The following is a 17,029-nucleotide window of genomic DNA, read 5'->3' as shown; positions in this document are numbered from 1 at the left end:
CTCTGATCCAAGGAGTCCTCCCTTCGTGCACGCACGCTTCGTTCGATCCGTCGCCGTCGCCGTCGCGGTGACCGGCACCCTCACCTGGGCGCCGGCCGCGAGCGCCCAACCCTCCGAACCGACCCCCTCGGCCTCCGCCAAGACACCAGCCCCGGAAGCGGGAAGCGTCGAGATCACCACCAAGGACCCGGCCGGGGACGCGCTCCCCGGCGCCACCTTCCTCCTGCTCGACTCCGCCGGCCAAGAAGCCGGACGCGGCAAGACCGACGCACAGGGGAAACTGACCTTCTCCGACCTCGCGCCGGGCGTCTACCGCCTCAAAGAAATCTCCAGCGGCAGCAGCCTTCACGACACCGCCGATGACCAGGACGTCATCGTCACCCCGGGCAACGCCACCCGGCTCACGGTCGTCGACCCGTTCAAGGCCGCCTCGGTCCTGCTGAAGGGCAAGGACGACAAGACCGGCAAGCTGCTGCCCGAATCCACGGTCAACATCGGCAGCGGCGACAAAACCATACTGACGCTGACCACCGGCGCCGACGGAACGGCCAGCGGCAAGCTGCCCATCAACTCCCGTACCGGCACGGACTTCTGGGTCAAGCAGGTCAAGGCACCTGCCGGCTACAACATCTACAAGCCCTCGAAGGCGTTCAAGGCCAAGCCGGGCGATCCCGTGACCGTGACCGTCACCAACGCCAAGACCGCCACCACCCCGCCGCCCGCGGAGAAGCCGACAGACAAGCCCACCGAGAAGCCAAGCGACAAGCCCTCCCCGGACAAGCCCGGCAAGGACGAGGACACTCCGGCGCCGTCTGCCTCGGGTACTCCGACCTCCAACGAGACCGCCTCGGCCGCTCCCTCCGGCTCGCTCGCGCACACCGGCGCCGATGCCACACCGTGGCTGATCGGCGGCGCCGGAGTCCTGATCGTCGCTGGCGGAGGCGCTCTCTTCGCGGCCCGTCGCCGACGCACGGACAACTCCACCGACGACGGCTCCTCCGCGAGCTGACCCACCCACGGCCCTCCGCAAAGCCCCTGGAATTCACCCACTGATTCCGGGGGCTTTGTCATGGGCGCGTGTCCGATGCGAACGGAGGCGGGGCGCCACCCGCCGCACACGCGTGACCCTTGCGCAGAGCGACGCCGAACCGTGAAGGCCCGTACGGATATTCGCCTTCAAGAGTGGACTCGCCACCCCGTGGGGGTCGGCCGGTGTCGAACGCCAGCGCGATATCGCCTGGGTGCGGCACACTGCCGCCGGTATCAGCTTTCCCGGACCAAAGGAGCCGTCCCTGTGGCCGAACGAATCGTCGTCCCAGACCTGTGGACTGGGCGTTGCCAGTGTGGCGATCACGCGTACGAGGCGTCCGGTATTCCGGACGACCCGCACTTGTGCTTCCCTGATGATTGAGTAAGTTCAAGGGGCTCACAGGGGTGGCAGATGGACGAGTGGTGGCTGGTGTTCGTGCCGGATCCGGAGCGGTGGGGGCCGCTGCCGGAGGAGGGGGTGCTGGGGGTCCGCGACCTGCCAACCGCCTTGGACGCGGTGGGGCTTCGGCCGGGCGATCCGGTCTTTGTACGGCCTGATTTCGTCGTGGACGCAGAATTGTTGCAGTTCGCTCTCTGGCCCGATTTTCGCGACCTGGAGAGAGAATCGCGTCGGAATTATGCGACGGATATTCGTCTGCTGTTGTCGTGGCTTTGGCGGCGGGGCGTTCACTGGCGGGCGGCGACCGACACGGACTTGCGGGCGTACAAGGAATTCCGCGTCGATTCGCCGTTGAATCCGCAGCGAGTCGGCGGGGCGAAGTGGAACCGGGAGGCAGCTGCGCTGACCCAGCTCTACAAATGGGCCAAGGTGAGTCCTCTCCCGTTGGACGTGGGGCGTCGCGCGGACCGGGAGGCAAGCGCGCGTAGCTCTCGGGTGTCGTGGCTGACGCCGCGGACCTGGGGTCTGTGGCAGGACCTGGGGCTGCGAGGACTTGGCCGCGACGGGTCACCGTTGCCCGGCTGGGACGGACGAACCGAACTGCGGAACACCTCGTTCGTGGGGCTGGCGCTCAGCTCGGGCCTGCGGCGGCAGGAAGCCGGGGCGATGCTGACGTTCGAGGTGCCGACCCGGCGCCTGCGGTCTGGACGTTACTGCCATGGCCAGGTGGCCAGCACGCTGTCGCGGTCGAAGCGTGACCGCACGTACTACACCTCGGTCGAGTCGGTGCGCCAGCTCGGTGCCTACAGCGAGTCCGAGCGGACGTGGGCTATCCAGCGTGCCCAGCAGGAGGGCCGTTACGAGAAGCTGTCGCTGATGCGGCTGGTCACGAACGTGACGCACGGCCGGGCTCCGGTCGTGCACTGGGTGGACCGGGCCGGGGTGGCAGGCCGGCGGGAGTTGAGCCTGCTGGACTGGCGCGAGCGGCAGTGGCTGTTCGTGGAGGGGCCACTCGGTCCGGAGCCGGCGTGGCTGTGGTTGACCGAGCAGGGCATGCCGATGTTGCCAGACCGATGGAACACGGTGTTCTGGCAGGCCAATCAGCGGTGCGAGGAAGCTCTGTTGACGCCGGAGGAGCGAGAGATCCCGCGCCCTCTGAGGTCGGCTGCGGTACGGGGGAAGGCCCCGTACGCGAGCCCGCATGCCGCGCGCCACTCCATGGCGCTCTACATGCTGATCGTGCTGAACGAGCTCATGGACAAGAAGTACGGGCTGACCGTGGCGGACCGACGTGACTTCGCTCAGCTCTACGGCGACCCGTGGTGGCTGGTGAAGACCTTGTTGGGGCACCGGGACGTCGAAACGACGAAGGAGCATTACCTCAACCCGGTCATGCACATGCAGCTGGAGTCGATCCTCGCCTTCGACACCGAGGACGAGCACGGTGAGACGGACCGGACGAAGGATCTGAACGGCCTGTTCGCCCAGCTGGCCCGGGAAACCTCCGGGATCCAGGACATTGAGCTGCTGGTCGACGCCCTGCCCATCGCGGCGGCATCGTGAGCGGGCGGGGACGCAAAGCCGTCCCGCCGCCGCCGGACTTCCAGGCAACCGAGCGGATAGCCGCCGACGGACTGCAGGCCACCGTGGTGAATAAGGAAGGCTTCGAGCGCGTCTTCGATTTCGCCGCGATCGCCGTGCCGCAGCCGATGCGCTGCTCCCTTGCGCGAGCGTTCGCCGCGCAGTCCATGGCGTGGAACAGCCACGCGAGCGGTGAGTCATATTGGCGATCCATCGAGGTCTTCGCCCGGTTCCTCAAGGACCAGGGCCAGCCGGCCGAGAACCTGGGCGACCTCACCTCCGCCACGCTTCGGCTCTGGCGCAACAACCACAAGGACACTCCCGGCGGGCGCGAGGCCCTGGGCAAGATACGTACGCTGTTGAAACGCGAGCCGCGGCTGGCGCAGGGCCTGGCTGCGGAGGAACTGGCCCGCCCCGTTCCGAAGAAGGGCAAGCCGTCCAAGCAGTCCTACCGGCCGTCGGAGCGCGACCAGGTGCTGCTGGCCGCCGAACGGCAGTTCCGGGCCGCGCTGCTGCGGATCCGGGAGAACACCACGTGGCTCGCCCACTACCGGGCGGGTGCACTGGACCCGGACAGCCGTGACTGGAGGATCGGGGCGACCCTCGAGCACATCGCCGCCACGGGCGAACTGCCCGGATACCCGGACAAAAGCGGGAAGGTTTACACCCGAGCTGAAGGGCTGCTGCGCGGAAAGAACCGCGGGAAGACGACGGGCCGACTGTTCCTGAGCCGGGCGGAACTGACGGCCCTGGCCGTGATGATGACGGACCTCTACGGCTGGAATCTGTCGGTCTTCGACCGTCTGCACGTGCCCGTCACGACCCCGTCCGCGGGAGAGACCGCCACGGTCACCTACGAGGTCCTGGTGGAGAAGCGCCGCTCGGGCGAGGGGCGCTGGTTCGACACGGAGAACTACACCGACTCCGGTGCGGACTCGCCGGGCCGGCTCATCACCCAGGCCCTGGAAGCCACGGAGCCCGGGCGAGCCTTGGCCGCCGCGCTGTCACCGGGACACGACCTGCTGATGGTCGCCCGCAACCGGCGTCGTACTGACGTGGACTCCAATCTGGACCGGCCCCGGAACGTCGGCCCGCTGTGCTTCGGGGTGTCCAAGGCCGATGCACGAGTATGGGCGAGCTCTCACAAGATCGGCTCGCCCTTCCAACGCGCCCGCAGGACCACCGTCACCACCACGGGCAAGCCTCTGCAGCACAAACGTGGCACCCACGAGAGTATCTACGTCCTGCCCGACGAGAACGTCCAGGAGGCCGCCGTGAGCGTGATCGCGGCTGGCGCCGAGGAGGCCCTCGAGCAAGCCCGCGACTACACCTTCAAGGGGCGGCTCACGGACGCGGCCGACGCGGCCCACCAGGAGACCGCGACCGTGGACTGCGCGGACGAGGAGACCAGCCCCTGGCCGGACCCGAGCGGGGGCTGCGGCGCCGACTTCCTGCTCTGCCTGTCCTGCGAGAACTCCCGGGTCCACACCGGCCACCACCCGCGCCTCGCGCTCCTGCGCCGCCAGTTGGTATCGCTCCGCTCCGGCTGGCCAGAGAAACTCTGGCGCAAGCGATGGGACGAACACCTCCAGCGACTCGATGACCTGCGGACAAAGGTCAACGAGAGCACCTGGGACGCCGCTCTGGCCCGGATCACCGACCGCGACCAAATGATCGTCGACCATCTGCTCAAGGGAGACCTCGCCCCGTGACGACAGCTCTGACCCTCGAGGCCGATCCCTACATCCTTCCCCTGCCGGGGCCGGAGAGCCTGGTGGTCCTGGACCGGTGGATCAGCGCCGGTAACACCCACCCCAACTCCCGGTACAGCGACGACGTCTGGTCGATGGGACCGCTGATCGATAACCCCGGGGACAGCATCCACAAAATCAATTTGAGGAGGTGCCCCGCCACCCTACGGAGCGAGTTCCGGCGCCTCATCTGGGTCCTGATCAACGGCGAACTGCGACCCACCTACGTACAGGAACGGGGCTTTCAGAACCGGTCACGCGACGGCGTTCTCAACATGCGCGACAACGTCCTGCAGTGGATGAAGTTCGCGCGCTGGCTCGACCGGCAAGGCGTGTCCCAGGCCAGTGACTGCACCGTGGAGCACTGGAAGGCGTACGCCGCCAAGATCGCCAGCAGCGGCTGCACGCGCGTTCATGCCCAGACGGTTCTTAACTGGCTCTCGGACCTGTGGGCCTTCGACCAGCTGTCGGCCAGCCCCTGCGGCGCTACGCAGCCACCCTGGGAGAGCGAGGGCATCGACGACTACCTGCCGGCCGAGACGGGAGAGGCGGGCGGGGAGAACAAGACCGAGCCGCTGGATCCGGCTGTGATCGGTCCCTTGCTGACCTGGTCGATCCGCATGGTCGAGGACTTCTCCGACGACATCCTGGCCGCCTGGGCCGAGCGCCGCCGCATGCACGCCCGGGTGACGGCCACCCCGAGCACCCGAGGGGGTCTGGCGGCCGTCAAGAACTACCTGCAGCCGCTGGTCGATTCCGGGGCTCTCCTGCCCGCCACCGTGAGCCGAAAGCACGGCATCACCCTGGCCCATCACTACGTTGCGGCGGTCACGGGAGCCAGCTGGAACCAGGTCCACGACTTCGCTACTCGGCGCGGGCTCCGTGCGCTCGCCGCCCGGCAGCCCGGCCCCAGCCCGATGCAGGTGCCGGTGACGGGCCGGATCGAGGGGCGGCCCTGGCGCGAGTTCATGGACTACGAGGAGACGCCGATTCTGGTACGTCACCTGGCCACCGCCGCCGCCATCGTGATCTTGTACTTGAGCGGGATGCGCCCCCAGGAGGCGCGGTCGCTTCGGTCCGGCTGCTGCCCGGATCCGCAACCGAACCCCGACGGCTCCATGCCACGGCATCTGATCCGAGCCCATCACTACAAGAACGTCCGCGACTCTGACGGCCACCACATCTCCGCTGGTGAGGAGCGCGCCGTCCCCTGGGTCGCGATCAGCCCCGTCGTGAACGCCATCCGGGTTCTTGAGCGCATCGTCCCCAAGGGCGAGCTGTTGTTCAGCTCCGCCCACCACGATGTCGTCTCCCAGCGCAACCACCACGGTGCGCTGAAGCGGGGCACCCTGGACCGCCGTGTCGAGAACCTCGTGTCGTGGATCAACCAGGAGGCCACCGCCCAGGGCCTGGACGCCCAGATGGTTCCGGAGGACCCGCACGGCAACCTTGGACTGAGTCGCCTGCGCAGAACTTTGGCTTGGCACATCGCCCGCCGCCCAGGCGGTCTTGTCGCTCTTGCCATCCAGTACGGACACATGCGCACAGCCCTGGACGCCCGCACCTCCACCGGCTACGGCAATCGCGCTCGCCGGGGGTTCCACGGGGAGCTCGACGTCGAGACCGCTCTCGCCGCGGCGCAGACCGCAGCACGGCTGCGCGACGCTGCTGCGGCCGGCGAGAAGATCTCCGGTCCCGCCGCTCGACGGGCTCTCATCGGAGCAACCTCGCTCCCCAGCTTCGAAGGCGCCTTGACCACCCCGAAGGCCGCCGCCAAGTTCCTCGCGCGCGACGGCCTCGCGCTGTTCGACAACCCGGACTCGTTCCTTATCTGCGCCTTCAAGCGCGACACGGCCCTGTGCGATCCGGATCCCGGGGCGACGGCGCCCAATCAGTTCGCCTGCCAGCTCGGCTGCGGCAACGCGATCCGCACCGACAGTCACGCGCAGGCGGCACGAGAGCACGCTGAACGTCTCGACGCGAAGGCAGCCCTCGTGCCTCAGCCTCTGGGCGACCGGTTTCGCCGAACAGCCGACCGCTTCCGCGCTCTTGCCGACGCCCACGACTCCGCCGCTCAGTCCGCCGAGGAGGCCATCGCATGAACCAGCAGCACGAGGACGAACGCTCCCGCATCCGCACAGCCATGGACCGCCTCTTGGCCGGCCAGCCCACCCGCTCCAACGGCAGCCTCACGGTGGTCGCGCTCGCCGCCGAGGCCGGTGTTCACCGCATGGCGCTGCAAAAGCGCCACGCCGACCTCAAGGAGGAGTTCTACGCGCGGGTGCGTACGGAAACGCACCAGACGCCGGAAGTTGAGAGGCGGCTTCGCAAAGAGGTTGTCCGCCTGAAGGAAGTTCTCAAGGACTCCCGGGCCGCCGAGGCCAAGTCCCGGCATCGAGCGGAGCAGATGGCCCTCGCGGCAGCCGTCCTCATCCTCCGGCAACCCGATCCCCAGGACCAACCTGCCCCCGACAACGTCATCCCGCTCCGCCCGTCCGGCGATTAATGGAGAGAGCAGGCCGTCACGCCGCGACGCCGAGCTCCTTGCGGGTTCGGTGGATGAACTCGCGGACAGACCGCTCGCGCCGCCATGGGGCAAGGGCGGCATTGAACTCGCGGACGTAGTCCTTAGCCTGGCTCGACTGGACGCGGGCGAACATGTCGACGGACCGGTTGCCGAGCTCGAGGCGCCGCCCGGAGCTTGCGGACGGCCCCGCTTGCGAGTGTTACTCAGGCAGGGACGGCAGCGGTCGGCGGCCTCTGCCTCTCGTCGATGCTGCCCTACCCGTCGGACGACCGCGCTCGGAGCTGAGGCTGTCGGCCGAGGAGTTCGGCCAGGCCCTGTCGGGTGGCGGCGAGGACTACGCGGTCCTGGGGGTGCAGGACGCAGCCGGGGTGGAGGTCCCATCTCGGCCGCTGGCGTCCGACCCCTCCGCGCCTGCGGGGTCGTTGATGGTCGAGGACAGCAGCGCGAGCGTGCACAGGCCCGGACCGGCCGTCTCGCCGTGGCCGGGCGGAGTGCGCTCGACGGCGCGCAGCAGCAGCCAGTCGGCCTGGATGACCTTGCTGGTGCCGGCGACGGCAGTGGCCGCGAGGGCGGGGGCGGCGGTGTCCGCGTCCGACAGGACGATGGTGGAGGAGTCCAGGGCCTCCGGGGCCAGGCCGGGGACGGCGAGGGCGGCGGCCTGGTCGAGGAGTTCCTCCAGGTGCTGGCCGAGCTTGCGGTTGTAGAGCCGGATGACCAGGCGCAGTCGGGGGTTGAGGCGGCGGGCGGCCAGCGCGGCGCGGATGTTGGTCTCGTCGTCATGGACCAGCGCCAGCGCGGCGGCCTCGTATACGCCCGCCTCGGCCAGGACGGCCTCGGTGAGTTCGGGCACCTCGAGCACATGGGGAGCGTCCGAAGCCCTGTCGGTCGCAGAGCCGGCCGTACGGTTCACGACGGCCTGTACCCGGCCTAACATTGTCGCGGCACGTGCCGGCCCGGTGGGGCTGGTCCGGTGCCCGGTCGGGACGACGAGCGTGACGCGCTCCCGGTACACCGTCGTGAGCTCGGCGGTCAGCCGCTCGGCGAGTGCGTCGTCACCGCACACGATCATGTGTCCCGGCTGGGGGACCCCTCGCGTCGGCTGCGGGAAGAGGACCATGTCGTCCGTGACCTCCTGGTCAGTGTTCCGGTCGCCTGGCAGCGACATCCCGCGTGCGTGGGAAAGCGGGTCGTCCGGCTGGGGTTGTGTCGTCTTGGCAGGTCCGGATCCGGTCATACGGTGGTCTCTGCCCTGGATCGCCCGCGACCGGTCCGGATTGTTCCCGCACCGGCTGTCACGTCCCGGGCCCCGCATCCGACCGCCGCAACTCTCCCGCTGCCAGGGCGAGATAGGCGGCGGCAGCGAAGAGGAAGCTGGGGATGGCAAGCATGCTGCGCTGATCGCTTTCGAGGACGGTCACGTACTGGCTCTGCGACACCTCGATCCTCCCGCGTTCGTAGGGAGTCGTGTCGAGAACGAAGTACCGGCCGTCCCTGATCTCCGCTGACTGCAGGTTTCCCACACCGGCCATGCTGATCAGGAGCACCACGACGCCCGAGACGACCAGGCCGCCCAGAGCACCCTGCACCGCGCCGGGCAGGCACCGGAAGGCGAGCCATACCGAGTGGCGGTCCGCTCGCGTCAGGAGTACGCGCAGCAGGGAAGCCGCAAAGATCGGGAACAGAAGCAGCACGACCGCCACCGTCAGCCATGCCGAGTCCACCAGCGGCAGGGTCCCCGGCAGCCACGTGAGCGCGGCGAGGATCAGCAGCACGGCACTCAGCCCGGCTGCGATTCCCCCGTGCAGCTTGAAACTCCACCCCATGCTGCAGAGCTTTGCATGCGCGCCTCTTCAGCTCATTGCCATAACTCGGCAGAGATGACGACTTGTTGATGGCATGGGTCCTGCCTGGAAGGCGGCGGTGTGGTCTGGGCTGCCGGCTGTGTTGGCGGCCTCACCGTCCTCTGGCGCACTGCCGCTCGCCCAAGGAAATGAAGTCGTTGGTAACCGTCGCGCGTTGCAGGGCTCGGCATGCTGCCCGAGACGCTTCTGCCGCGCCGAGGCGTGGACTCGGTGCATGCGGCTGTTCATGCTGCATCCGTGGTCTCCATCAGCCACAGCGCGGTTGTCGAATACGTCCCGGGTTCCTGGTCCGTGGACGTTGTTCGCCGTTCTCGGCGGCTTGGCGCAGGAGCGTTGAGCGGCCGTGTTCCGCGGGCCGCCCCGTATGCCTTTGCGACTCGGATACGTGGAAGGGCTCAGCTGGCGGGGAGACTCACTCGGCTTTTGGCCCGTTGGGCGCGGATCTCGCGCAGTGAGAGCAGGATGGCCGCCAGGTTGAAGGGGAAGGCGACGGTGTTCGCTATCTCGGGTATGCCGAAGGCCCGCAGGAGGCTCGCGCCGCCTGCGATGAGGAACAGGGTCAGGGGGAGGTATCTGCGCCAGGCGGGTATGCCATGTATCCGGGCAACGGTGACCGAGGACCAGAGGGTGAGGCAGAAGACCGTGATGCCCAGGGCGGCGATTGCGATCAGCATGGGCGAATGGTGTCTGTAGAAGGCCACTTCAGTCGACCGTGAGGTCCGCGTGGAACGGGAGAGGGCGGGGTGAAGTGCCCGCGGAACTGGCACGGGGTACTGCTCGCGCCGGTACGAGGTGAGCCTTCCGGCCCGGGACGGGGCGTGTCTGTCTCATGTCCTGTGCCGGGGGCGTCGGGTGTGGAGTCAGGGCTCGATCAGGCCGACGCGGATGGCATAGCGGGTGAGTTCGAGGCGGTCTTTGAGGCCGAGTTTCTGCAGCAGGTTCGCTCGGTGGCGTTCGACGGTCTTGACGCTGATGACGAGGATGTCGGCGATCTCCTGTGAGGTGTGGCCTTCGGCGACGAGTTTGAGGATCTCCTCCTCGCGGTCGGTGATGGCCCTGGCGGGCGGGGACTGGCCTTCGTGGACGCGGTCGAGGTAGTTGCGGATGAGGGCGTTGACGGCGCCGGGGTAGAGGAAGGGTTCGCCGCGCATGGTGGCGCGGCAGGCTTCGACGAGGTCGCGGTCGGCGACGGACTTGAGGACGTAGCCGGAGGCTCCGGCGGCCAGGGCTTCGAAGAAGTACTGCTCGTTGTCGTACATCGTCAGGATGAGGATGCGCAGCTCGGGCTGGGTGCGGGAGAGTTCGCGGGCGGCCTGCAGGCCGGTCAGGCGGGGCATGGCGATGTCGAGGATGGCCAGGTCCGGCTGGTGGGTGCGGGCGGCCTGGATGGCTTCGGCTCCGTCGCCTGCTTCGGCCACCACGGTGAGGTCGGGTTCGCTGTCGAGGATGAGGCGGACTCCGCGGCGGACCAGGTGGTGGTCGTCGGCGAGCAGGATGCGGGTGGGCGTCGCCTCGGTCATGGTCACTGACTCCGGTGGGGGGTGGGGATGGTCAGGCGTACTTCGGTGCCGCTCTCGGGTGCGGGGCCGAGGGTGAGGTCGGCGCCGATGAGCAGGGCGCGTTCGCGCATGCCGCGGATGCCGGCGCCTTCGGCGGCGCCGTCGATGCCTCGGCCGTTGTCGCGTACGCGCAGTTCCACGGCGTCCGGTGTCCGCTCCAGGGTGAGGCCGACGCGTGTGGCGTCGGCGTGGCGGGCGGTGTTGGTCAGGCTTTCCTGGGCGACGCGGTAGAGGACGAGCTCGGCGTTCTCGCCCAGAGGCGGCAGGTCGGGGGCGATGTGGTGGCGTACGGACAGGGAGGGGCGGGTGAACTCGGCGGCGAGGGATTTCAGCGCGCTGGTCAGGCCGAGTTCTTCGAGTACGCCGGGGCGCAGGCGGCGGGCGATGCGGCGGATCTCGTCGAGGCTGGCGCGGGTGGTCTCCTGGACCTGGTGCAGTTGCTCGCGTACCGGGTCGGGTGCCTGGCCGGCGACGCGCTTGAGGTCGAGCAGGACGGCCGTGAGGGTCTGGCCGATCTCGTCGTGGAGTTCCTGGGCGATGCGGTGGCGTTCGGCCTCCTGCGCGGTCAGGGCGCGGGCGGCGCTGGTGGCGCGTTCGGCTTCCAGCCGGTCGAGCATGGTGTTGAACGTGGTGATCAGTTCGGCGACCTCGCCGTGACCGCCGACGGCCGGGCGGGCGCCGGGGCGTAGCAGGTCGGTGGTGGTCATGGCGCGGGCGAGGCGTTGCAGCGGGGCCAGGCCGATGCGCAGCAGGAGCGCGTTGGCGATCAGCATCGCGGCCAGTCCGACGGTGAGGATCGCGGCCTCGGTGAGCAGGACGGGGGTCGACACGGTGACCGGGCCCAGCAGCAGCGCGGTGGCGGCGACCAGTACCACGGCGTTGAGCAGGAAGATCCTCCAGAACAAGGGCACCGGATACTGCCTCCTCGAGCTGGTCCTTGCTTCCACTATCGCCTCCCCGGCAGTGGACGGTGGGTCGGCCGGTTACTGAAGGCTGCTTGCTCCCCCCGAGGCGCTCTGCTCCAGATTGTGCGCCGGGCCGGGCGAGTGTCCATCGGGTCTGGCACCCATTCCGTGTCACCTCTGCAGGTCTGGCACGCCCGCAATTGGGTGCCGGACCCGATGGCCGTCGCCGCCGGTGGCGAGTGAGGGTGGAGTCAATCCTCCCTGTCGGCCCAGTGGCCGTCGTGCGGAGGCGACCGCTTGCGGCTTCGGCAGACGCGAACCCAGCTTTCGACGGCCCCATGGTGTGTTGACCTGTCGTCGCCGCTTCCACGGGCAGAGAGGCGGGGTGCGGCTCCTCTTGGTGGGCGGGAAAGCCGCAGGTCTGTCGGATCACGAGAGGAGCCCGGCACCGATGTACGCAGCGCCACAGCCAGCAGGTCACACCGAGGCGGTTCCCGGCCCGGTTCTGCTGGTGCTGCGGTTGCGTCGCACGGCGGCTGGGTGGGTCCGTCGCATGGCGGGCGTCAGCACGGCCGGAACAGGCCGGCCTGGCGTGGGGGAGGGGCGGCCGTGAGCGTTACGGAATGGTCGGCGGCGACCGTCCACACCGTGCCCTTCGGTGCCGCCGTCTGCCCGATCGGCGGTGATCGGCTCACCCCGAAGGGAGGACCAGAGCCCGTGCCGCGGTGGGCGCTCGCGCTCGGCGCGATTCCGGGCGGCAGCGCCACAGGGATCGGCGCCTGTGCCGACCGGCATCGTCGTCCTCGGTGTCGCCGACCGCTTCGGCCGCCGGATCTCGTTCTGGCACGTCACTCGCCACGGACTGGTCGTCACCGCCCTCACCGTCGCCGCGTCGGCCGCGTATGTGCGGCTGCACTCCTTCGTCCTGGTGTGATCGTGATGCCCCGACCTCGCAAGGAGAGCAGATGGCCCGCACCACCCACCGCGACGCCTGCCCGCAGTCCCGTGCCCGGAGGTGGGCATCATGCCCGGACCCGATGACAGGCGGCTCAGTGAGATCGAGGCCCTCCTCGACCACGAGGATCCCCGGTTCGCCCGCGCTCTCGGGGCCGGCCGCCCCTGCCGGCCGCGTGAGTACCGGCCCGCCCGGGCCTGGCTGCTCCTCGCTGCCGCCATGGCCGTGCTGGGAACCGGCATCGCCCTGGCGCACGGGCTGCTCATCGCCGCCGGCCTGGTCCTGGCCGGTATGGCCGGGAACTGTTGGACCCCGAGCGGGACGCGCGCAGACACCGCATCCCTCCGCCCCGGTCCTGACCTCGGCGATCGGCAGGCGGTTGCGGATGGCACGAGGACCCGTCGATGACTTTGTCCGAGCTGTACTTGACGCTGCTGATCGGCGGCGCCGTACTGCTGGCCAGCATCGCCGCCGCCCGCGCCGCCCACCGCATCGGCCTGCCCAGCCTGCTGCTGTTCCTCGCGGTCGGCGTCATCGCCGGCGAGGACGGGCTCGGCCTGGAGTTCGACGACGCCCAGCTGGCACAGGCGCTGGGCACCGCCGCCCTGGCCGTCATCCTCGTCGAAGGCGGCCTGACCACCCAGTGGAGCGACGTCCGGCGTCTCCTGGCCCCGGCCGGGGTGCTCGCCACGGCAGGCGTGGCCGTCTCCGTCGTGGTGACCGCCGCCGGCGCGCACTGGCTGCTGGGCATGGACTGGCACCTGGCGCTGCTGCTGGGGGCGATCGTCTCCTCCACCGACGCCGCCGCCGTCTTCGCCGTCCTGCGCGCGCTGCCGCTGCCGCAGAAGGTGACCGGGCTGCTGGAGGCCGAGTCCGGCTTCAACGACGCCCCGACCATCATCCTGGTCCTGGTCTTCTCCACCGCCACCACCGACCTGCCCGGCCCCGCTCCCCTCCTGGGCAACCTGCTCTATCAGCTCGCGGTCGGCGGCATGCTCGGTGTGCTGATCGGCCGCCTGGGCGCCGCGGCGCTGCGGCACATCGCGCTGCCCGCCACCGGCCTGTACCCGCTGGCCACGGTCGGTTTCGGCATTGTCGCCTTCGCCGCCGCGGGAGCGGTGAACGCCAGCGGCATCATCGCCGCCTATCTGTCCGGCCTGGTGCTGGGCAACGCCAAGCTGCCCCACCGCGCCGCCACCCGTTCATTCGCCGAGGGTGCGGGCTGGCTGGCGCAGATCGGCCTCTTCGTCATGCTCGGCCTGCTCGTCGACCCCAGCGAACTGCCCTCCGCGATCCTCCCGGCCCTCGTCGTCGGCCTGGTCCTGCTGCTGGCCGCCCGCCCCGTCTCCGTTCTGGTCTGCCTGCTGCCGTTCCGCATCCCCTGGCGCGAGCAGGCGTTCATCTCCTGGGCCGGCCTGCGCGGCGCGGTCCCCATCGTGCTCGCCACCTTCCCCATCGTCGCCGGGGTGACCGGAGCCCGCGACGTACTCAACATCGTGTTCGTCCTCGTGGTCCTGTTCACCCTCGTCCAGGGCCCCACCTTGCCCGCCGTCGCCCGGCGCCTGGGTCTGACCCGCGCCGGAGCGCTGCGCGATGTCCAGGTCGAGACCGCCCCCCTCGACGTCCTGGACGCCGACCTGCTCACCGTCACCATCCCACCGGGCTCCCGGCTGCACGGCGTCGCCGTATTCGAACTGCGGCTGCCGCACCCAACCGTCGTCACCCTGATCATCCGCGACGGCACCACCCTCGTCCCCGACCGCGACACCGTGCTGCGTGCCGGCGACGAACTCCTGCTCATCACCACCCCCGGCACCAGGGAGGCCACGGAACGCCGGCTGCGGGCCATCGGCCGACGCGGCAAACTCGCCCGCTGGCTCGGCGAACACGGCGCCCCCGAGCCGGAGACCGCCACACCGGCCGGCACCGAGTAACGCCTTGGGGCGCGCAGCACTGAACGGACGTCCGTTCGGTCAATTGCCGCAACTCGACCTCCCGTTTACTGGCGACATGTAATGGGATATCACTTATGCGCAATTAGTCGTACGCTAAAGTTCTTTACCGAGTCATGACGCTCCATTGAGCGAGTCATTGCTCATTTCTTTGGGGGATTGCTTTTCCGGCGGAGCTGGATCGCTGCGATGGGGGGACGTGACATGTGTCGTGTTGTCCACGCCATTGTTCTGCCCGCTACCGGGCCCTCCTGGCGCTGGCCCGTCCCTGCCGTCAGGGCCGCGCGCATCGACAACACCGCCCGTGACAGCGTGCCGAAACCGGGCCGCGCAAGCGTCTGACCTCTTGGTCCGACGCACCATCAGGCTTCCTCTGCCCGAATCCACATCCCCACTGACGGACAGATGCCAGTCGGTCCTACGGGTAGGCGGCCCAAGACCAGCGGCGGCACTGACGCCCGGCGAGGCTTGGCCAGACGCTGACTGACGCCTGCCCCCGTACGCCCGGCCGCATCGCCCACCTCACAGGCAGCGCCGCTCGCTGCTTGTCGCCACGAAGGCACAGACGCCGTCACCGAACCGGAGGACCGACGCCCGTGCACAACACCACCGCCATGCTCATCGAACTCGGGGCCATCATCCTCGCCCTGGGCCTGCTGGGACGCCTCGCCGGACGCGTGGGCTTCTCACCCATACCCCTCTATCTCCTGGCCGGGCTCGCCTTCGGACACGGCGGCATCCTTCCGCTGCAGGCCAGCGAGGAGTTCACCGCCACGGGCGCCGAGATCGGCGTCATCCTCCTGCTGCTCCTGCTCGGCCTTGAATACAGCGCTTCCGAACTCGTCACCAACCTCAAGACCCAATACCCCTCCGGCGTAGTCGACTTCGTCCTCAACGCCATACCCGGCGCCGTCGCGGCACTGCTCCTGGGATGGGGTCCGGTGGCCGCCGTGGCGCTGGCCGGTGTCACCTGGATCTCCTCCTCCGGCGTCATCGCCAAGGTTCTCGGTGACCTGCGCCGGCTCGGCAACCGCGAAACCCCCGTCGTGCTCGGCGTCCTCGTCATCGAGGACCTCGCGATGGCCCTCTACCTGCCGATCCTCACCGCCCTGCTCGCAGGAGTCAGCCTGGCCGGCGGCACCGTCACCCTGCTGATCTCCCTGGGCACCGTGGGCGCTGTCCTCTACGTCGCACTGCGCCACGGACGGCTGATCAGCCGCGCGGTCTCCTCCGACAGCGCGGAAATGCTCCTGCTGGTCGTGCTCGGCCTGACCCTCCTCGTCGCCGGCATCGCGCAGGAACTCCAGGTCTCCGCGGCCGTCGGCGCCTTCCTCGTCGGCATCGCCCTGTCCGGCGAGGTCGCCGAAGGCGCCAGCAACCTCCTCACACCGCTGCGGGACCTGTTCGCCGCCGTCTTCTTCGTCTTCTTCGGCCTGTCCACCGACCCCGCCGACATCCCGCCCGTCCTCGTACCCGCCCTCCTCCTCGCCATCGTCACCGCCCTCACGAAGATCGCCACCGGCTGGTACGCCGCACGCCGCGCCGGAATCCAGGGCGCGGGCCGCTGGCGAGCCGGCGGCACCCTGGTCGCTCGCGGCGAGTTCTCCATCGTCATCGCCGGACTCGCCGTCGGCGTCGAGCCCCGCATCGGCCCCCTGGCCACCGCCTACGTCCTGATCCTCGTCATCGTCGGCCCGCTCACCGCCCGCTACACCGAGCCGCTGGCCCGACGCATCACCCGTCGGCCCACCGCGGCGGCACCGGACGAGGCACCTGCTGACGCCGAGCAGGCCGAGTCCGCACACGCCCACGCTTGAGTGGTGAGGGTTTGGTCAGCGAACGCGGCGGATGGCGCGCGCAGAAGCTGGAGGGACTCGTCGGCGCCCAGGCGCCGGCTGGCAGTGGGTGTCGGCTACCGGCGGAAATGGGTGCTGGCCCCGATAGCGATGCCGCAAGGCCGCGTGTGAGGGTGACATGGACCCTATCCGTCGGTCGCGCGGGAGGACGAGCCGAAGGTGGCTCGTGGGAGAGGACCTCTGTAAGGAGGGCGATCTGATGCCGTGGTTCGTATGGCTGCTCGCCGCCGGGGTGCTGGGTGCCGCGGAGTTCTTCACCCTGACACTGGTCTTCGGGTTGCTGGCGGGCGCCGCGCTGGTGGCCGCAGTGGTCGCTGGTGTGGGCATCGGCGTTGTCGGCCAGCTCGTTGCCTTCGGGGTAGCAGCGGCAGCGGGTCTCGTCCTCGTCCGTCCTGTCGCGCTGCGGCACATGGCACAGCGACCCCTCACCCGCGAGGGCAGTGATGCGCTGATCGGCAAGCGGGCCGAGGTCATGCAGGAGGTCACCGCCACCCACGGCCTGATCAAACTCTCCGGCGAGGAGTGGTCCGCCCGCGCCCTCGACGAGAATTTGGTGATACCGGTGGGAGCGTCGGTGGATGTCATGGAGATCGAAGGCGCCACGGCCATCGTCTACCCCCGCGAACTCCTTCCGTGAACGGCTGAACACACA

General features: G+C 69.4%; 14 protein-coding genes and 1 pseudogene. 10 read left to right on the top strand and 5 right to left on the bottom strand.

The features are described 5' to 3' along the window. Nucleotides 1-25: 25 nt before the first annotated feature. The 5 genes from QA802_RS04400 to QA802_RS04380 all read left to right on the top strand — a co-directional run bounded on the left by QA802_RS04400 (nucleotide 26) and on the right by QA802_RS04380 (nucleotide 7,267). Nucleotides 26-1,009: a SpaA isopeptide-forming pilin-related protein gene (locus QA802_RS04400; RefSeq protein ID WP_329407259.1), complete on the top strand. Its 984-nt coding sequence runs from the start codon at nucleotides 26-28 to the stop codon at nucleotides 1,007-1,009. A gap of 432 nt (nucleotides 1,010-1,441) precedes the next feature. Beyond that, the gene (locus QA802_RS04395) at nucleotides 1,442-2,992 is read left to right on the top strand and encodes a site-specific integrase (RefSeq protein ID WP_334518266.1); all 1,551 of its coding nucleotides are present in this window, start codon (nucleotides 1,442-1,444) and stop codon (nucleotides 2,990-2,992) included. Further along, nucleotides 2,989-4,722, top strand: coding sequence for a hypothetical protein (locus tag QA802_RS04390; protein ID WP_334518264.1), 1,734 nt, complete (start codon nucleotides 2,989-2,991; stop codon nucleotides 4,720-4,722). Before QA802_RS04395 ends, QA802_RS04390 begins: the two co-directional genes overlap by 4 nt. Then, nucleotides 4,719-6,863 carry an integrase gene (locus QA802_RS04385; protein ID WP_334518262.1) on the top strand — a complete coding sequence of 715 codons (2,145 nt, stop codon included), beginning with the start codon at nucleotides 4,719-4,721 and terminating at the stop codon, nucleotides 6,861-6,863. Before QA802_RS04390 ends, QA802_RS04385 begins: the two co-directional genes overlap by 4 nt. Beyond that, nucleotides 6,860-7,267 carry a hypothetical protein gene (locus QA802_RS04380; protein ID WP_048579546.1) on the top strand — a complete coding sequence of 136 codons (408 nt, stop codon included), beginning with the start codon at nucleotides 6,860-6,862 and terminating at the stop codon, nucleotides 7,265-7,267. Before QA802_RS04385 ends, QA802_RS04380 begins: the two co-directional genes overlap by 4 nt. A gap of 397 nt (nucleotides 7,268-7,664) precedes the next feature. Here QA802_RS04380 and QA802_RS04375 read toward each other — a convergent pair. From QA802_RS04375 to QA802_RS04355, 5 genes and pseudogenes are all read right to left on the bottom strand, one after another. Beyond that, nucleotides 7,665-8,357, bottom strand: a pseudogene (locus QA802_RS04375) (NAD-binding protein); the annotation flags it as partial. A gap of 223 nt (nucleotides 8,358-8,580) precedes the next feature. After that, nucleotides 8,581-9,060: a hypothetical protein gene (locus QA802_RS04370; RefSeq protein ID WP_334518256.1), complete on the bottom strand. Its 480-nt coding sequence runs from the start codon at nucleotides 9,058-9,060 to the stop codon at nucleotides 8,581-8,583. A 485-nt stretch (nucleotides 9,061-9,545) separates the two neighbouring features. Beyond that, nucleotides 9,546-9,824, bottom strand: coding sequence for a hypothetical protein (locus tag QA802_RS04365; protein ID WP_334518254.1), 279 nt, complete (start codon nucleotides 9,822-9,824; stop codon nucleotides 9,546-9,548). Between the two features lie 186 nt (nucleotides 9,825-10,010). Next, nucleotides 10,011-10,670, bottom strand: coding sequence for a response regulator (locus QA802_RS04360; RefSeq protein ID WP_334518252.1), 660 nt, complete (start codon nucleotides 10,668-10,670; stop codon nucleotides 10,011-10,013). 2 nt (nucleotides 10,671-10,672) lie between these two features. Next, nucleotides 10,673-11,620, bottom strand: coding sequence for a sensor histidine kinase (locus QA802_RS04355; protein ID WP_334518250.1), 948 nt, complete (start codon nucleotides 11,618-11,620; stop codon nucleotides 10,673-10,675). Nucleotides 11,621-12,395: 775 nt separating this feature from the next. On the opposite strand from QA802_RS04355, the gene QA802_RS04350 reads away from it, so the two are divergent. From QA802_RS04350 to QA802_RS04330, 5 genes are all read left to right on the top strand, one after another. Next, nucleotides 12,396-12,548 (top strand): hypothetical protein, encoded by a 153-nt coding sequence (locus tag QA802_RS04350; RefSeq protein WP_319262773.1) that lies wholly within the window; start codon nucleotides 12,396-12,398, stop codon nucleotides 12,546-12,548. Nucleotides 12,549-12,638: 90 nt separating this feature from the next. Then, nucleotides 12,639-12,977, top strand: a complete 339-nt coding sequence (locus QA802_RS04345; protein WP_334518247.1) for a DUF3040 domain-containing protein — start codon at nucleotides 12,639-12,641, stop codon at nucleotides 12,975-12,977. After that, a complete protein-coding gene (locus QA802_RS04340) occupies nucleotides 12,974-14,503 on the top strand; it encodes a potassium/proton antiporter (RefSeq protein ID WP_334518245.1) in 1,530 nt (509 codons plus the stop codon). Before QA802_RS04345 ends, QA802_RS04340 begins: the two co-directional genes overlap by 4 nt. A gap of 614 nt (nucleotides 14,504-15,117) precedes the next feature. Beyond that, nucleotides 15,118-16,338, top strand: coding sequence for a cation:proton antiporter (locus tag QA802_RS04335; RefSeq protein WP_334518243.1), 1,221 nt, complete (start codon nucleotides 15,118-15,120; stop codon nucleotides 16,336-16,338). Between the two features lie 238 nt (nucleotides 16,339-16,576). Continuing rightward, a complete protein-coding gene (locus QA802_RS04330) occupies nucleotides 16,577-17,014 on the top strand; it encodes an NfeD family protein (protein WP_334518241.1) in 438 nt (145 codons plus the stop codon). Nucleotides 17,015-17,029: the final 15 nt, after the last annotated feature.

The organism is Streptomyces sp. B21-105 (assembly GCF_036898465.1).
Lineage (GTDB): Bacteria > Actinomycetota > Actinomycetes > Streptomycetales > Streptomycetaceae > Streptomyces.
The sequence above is the reverse complement of the archived record's forward strand: the minus strand, read 5'-3'. Positions and strand labels throughout refer to the sequence as shown.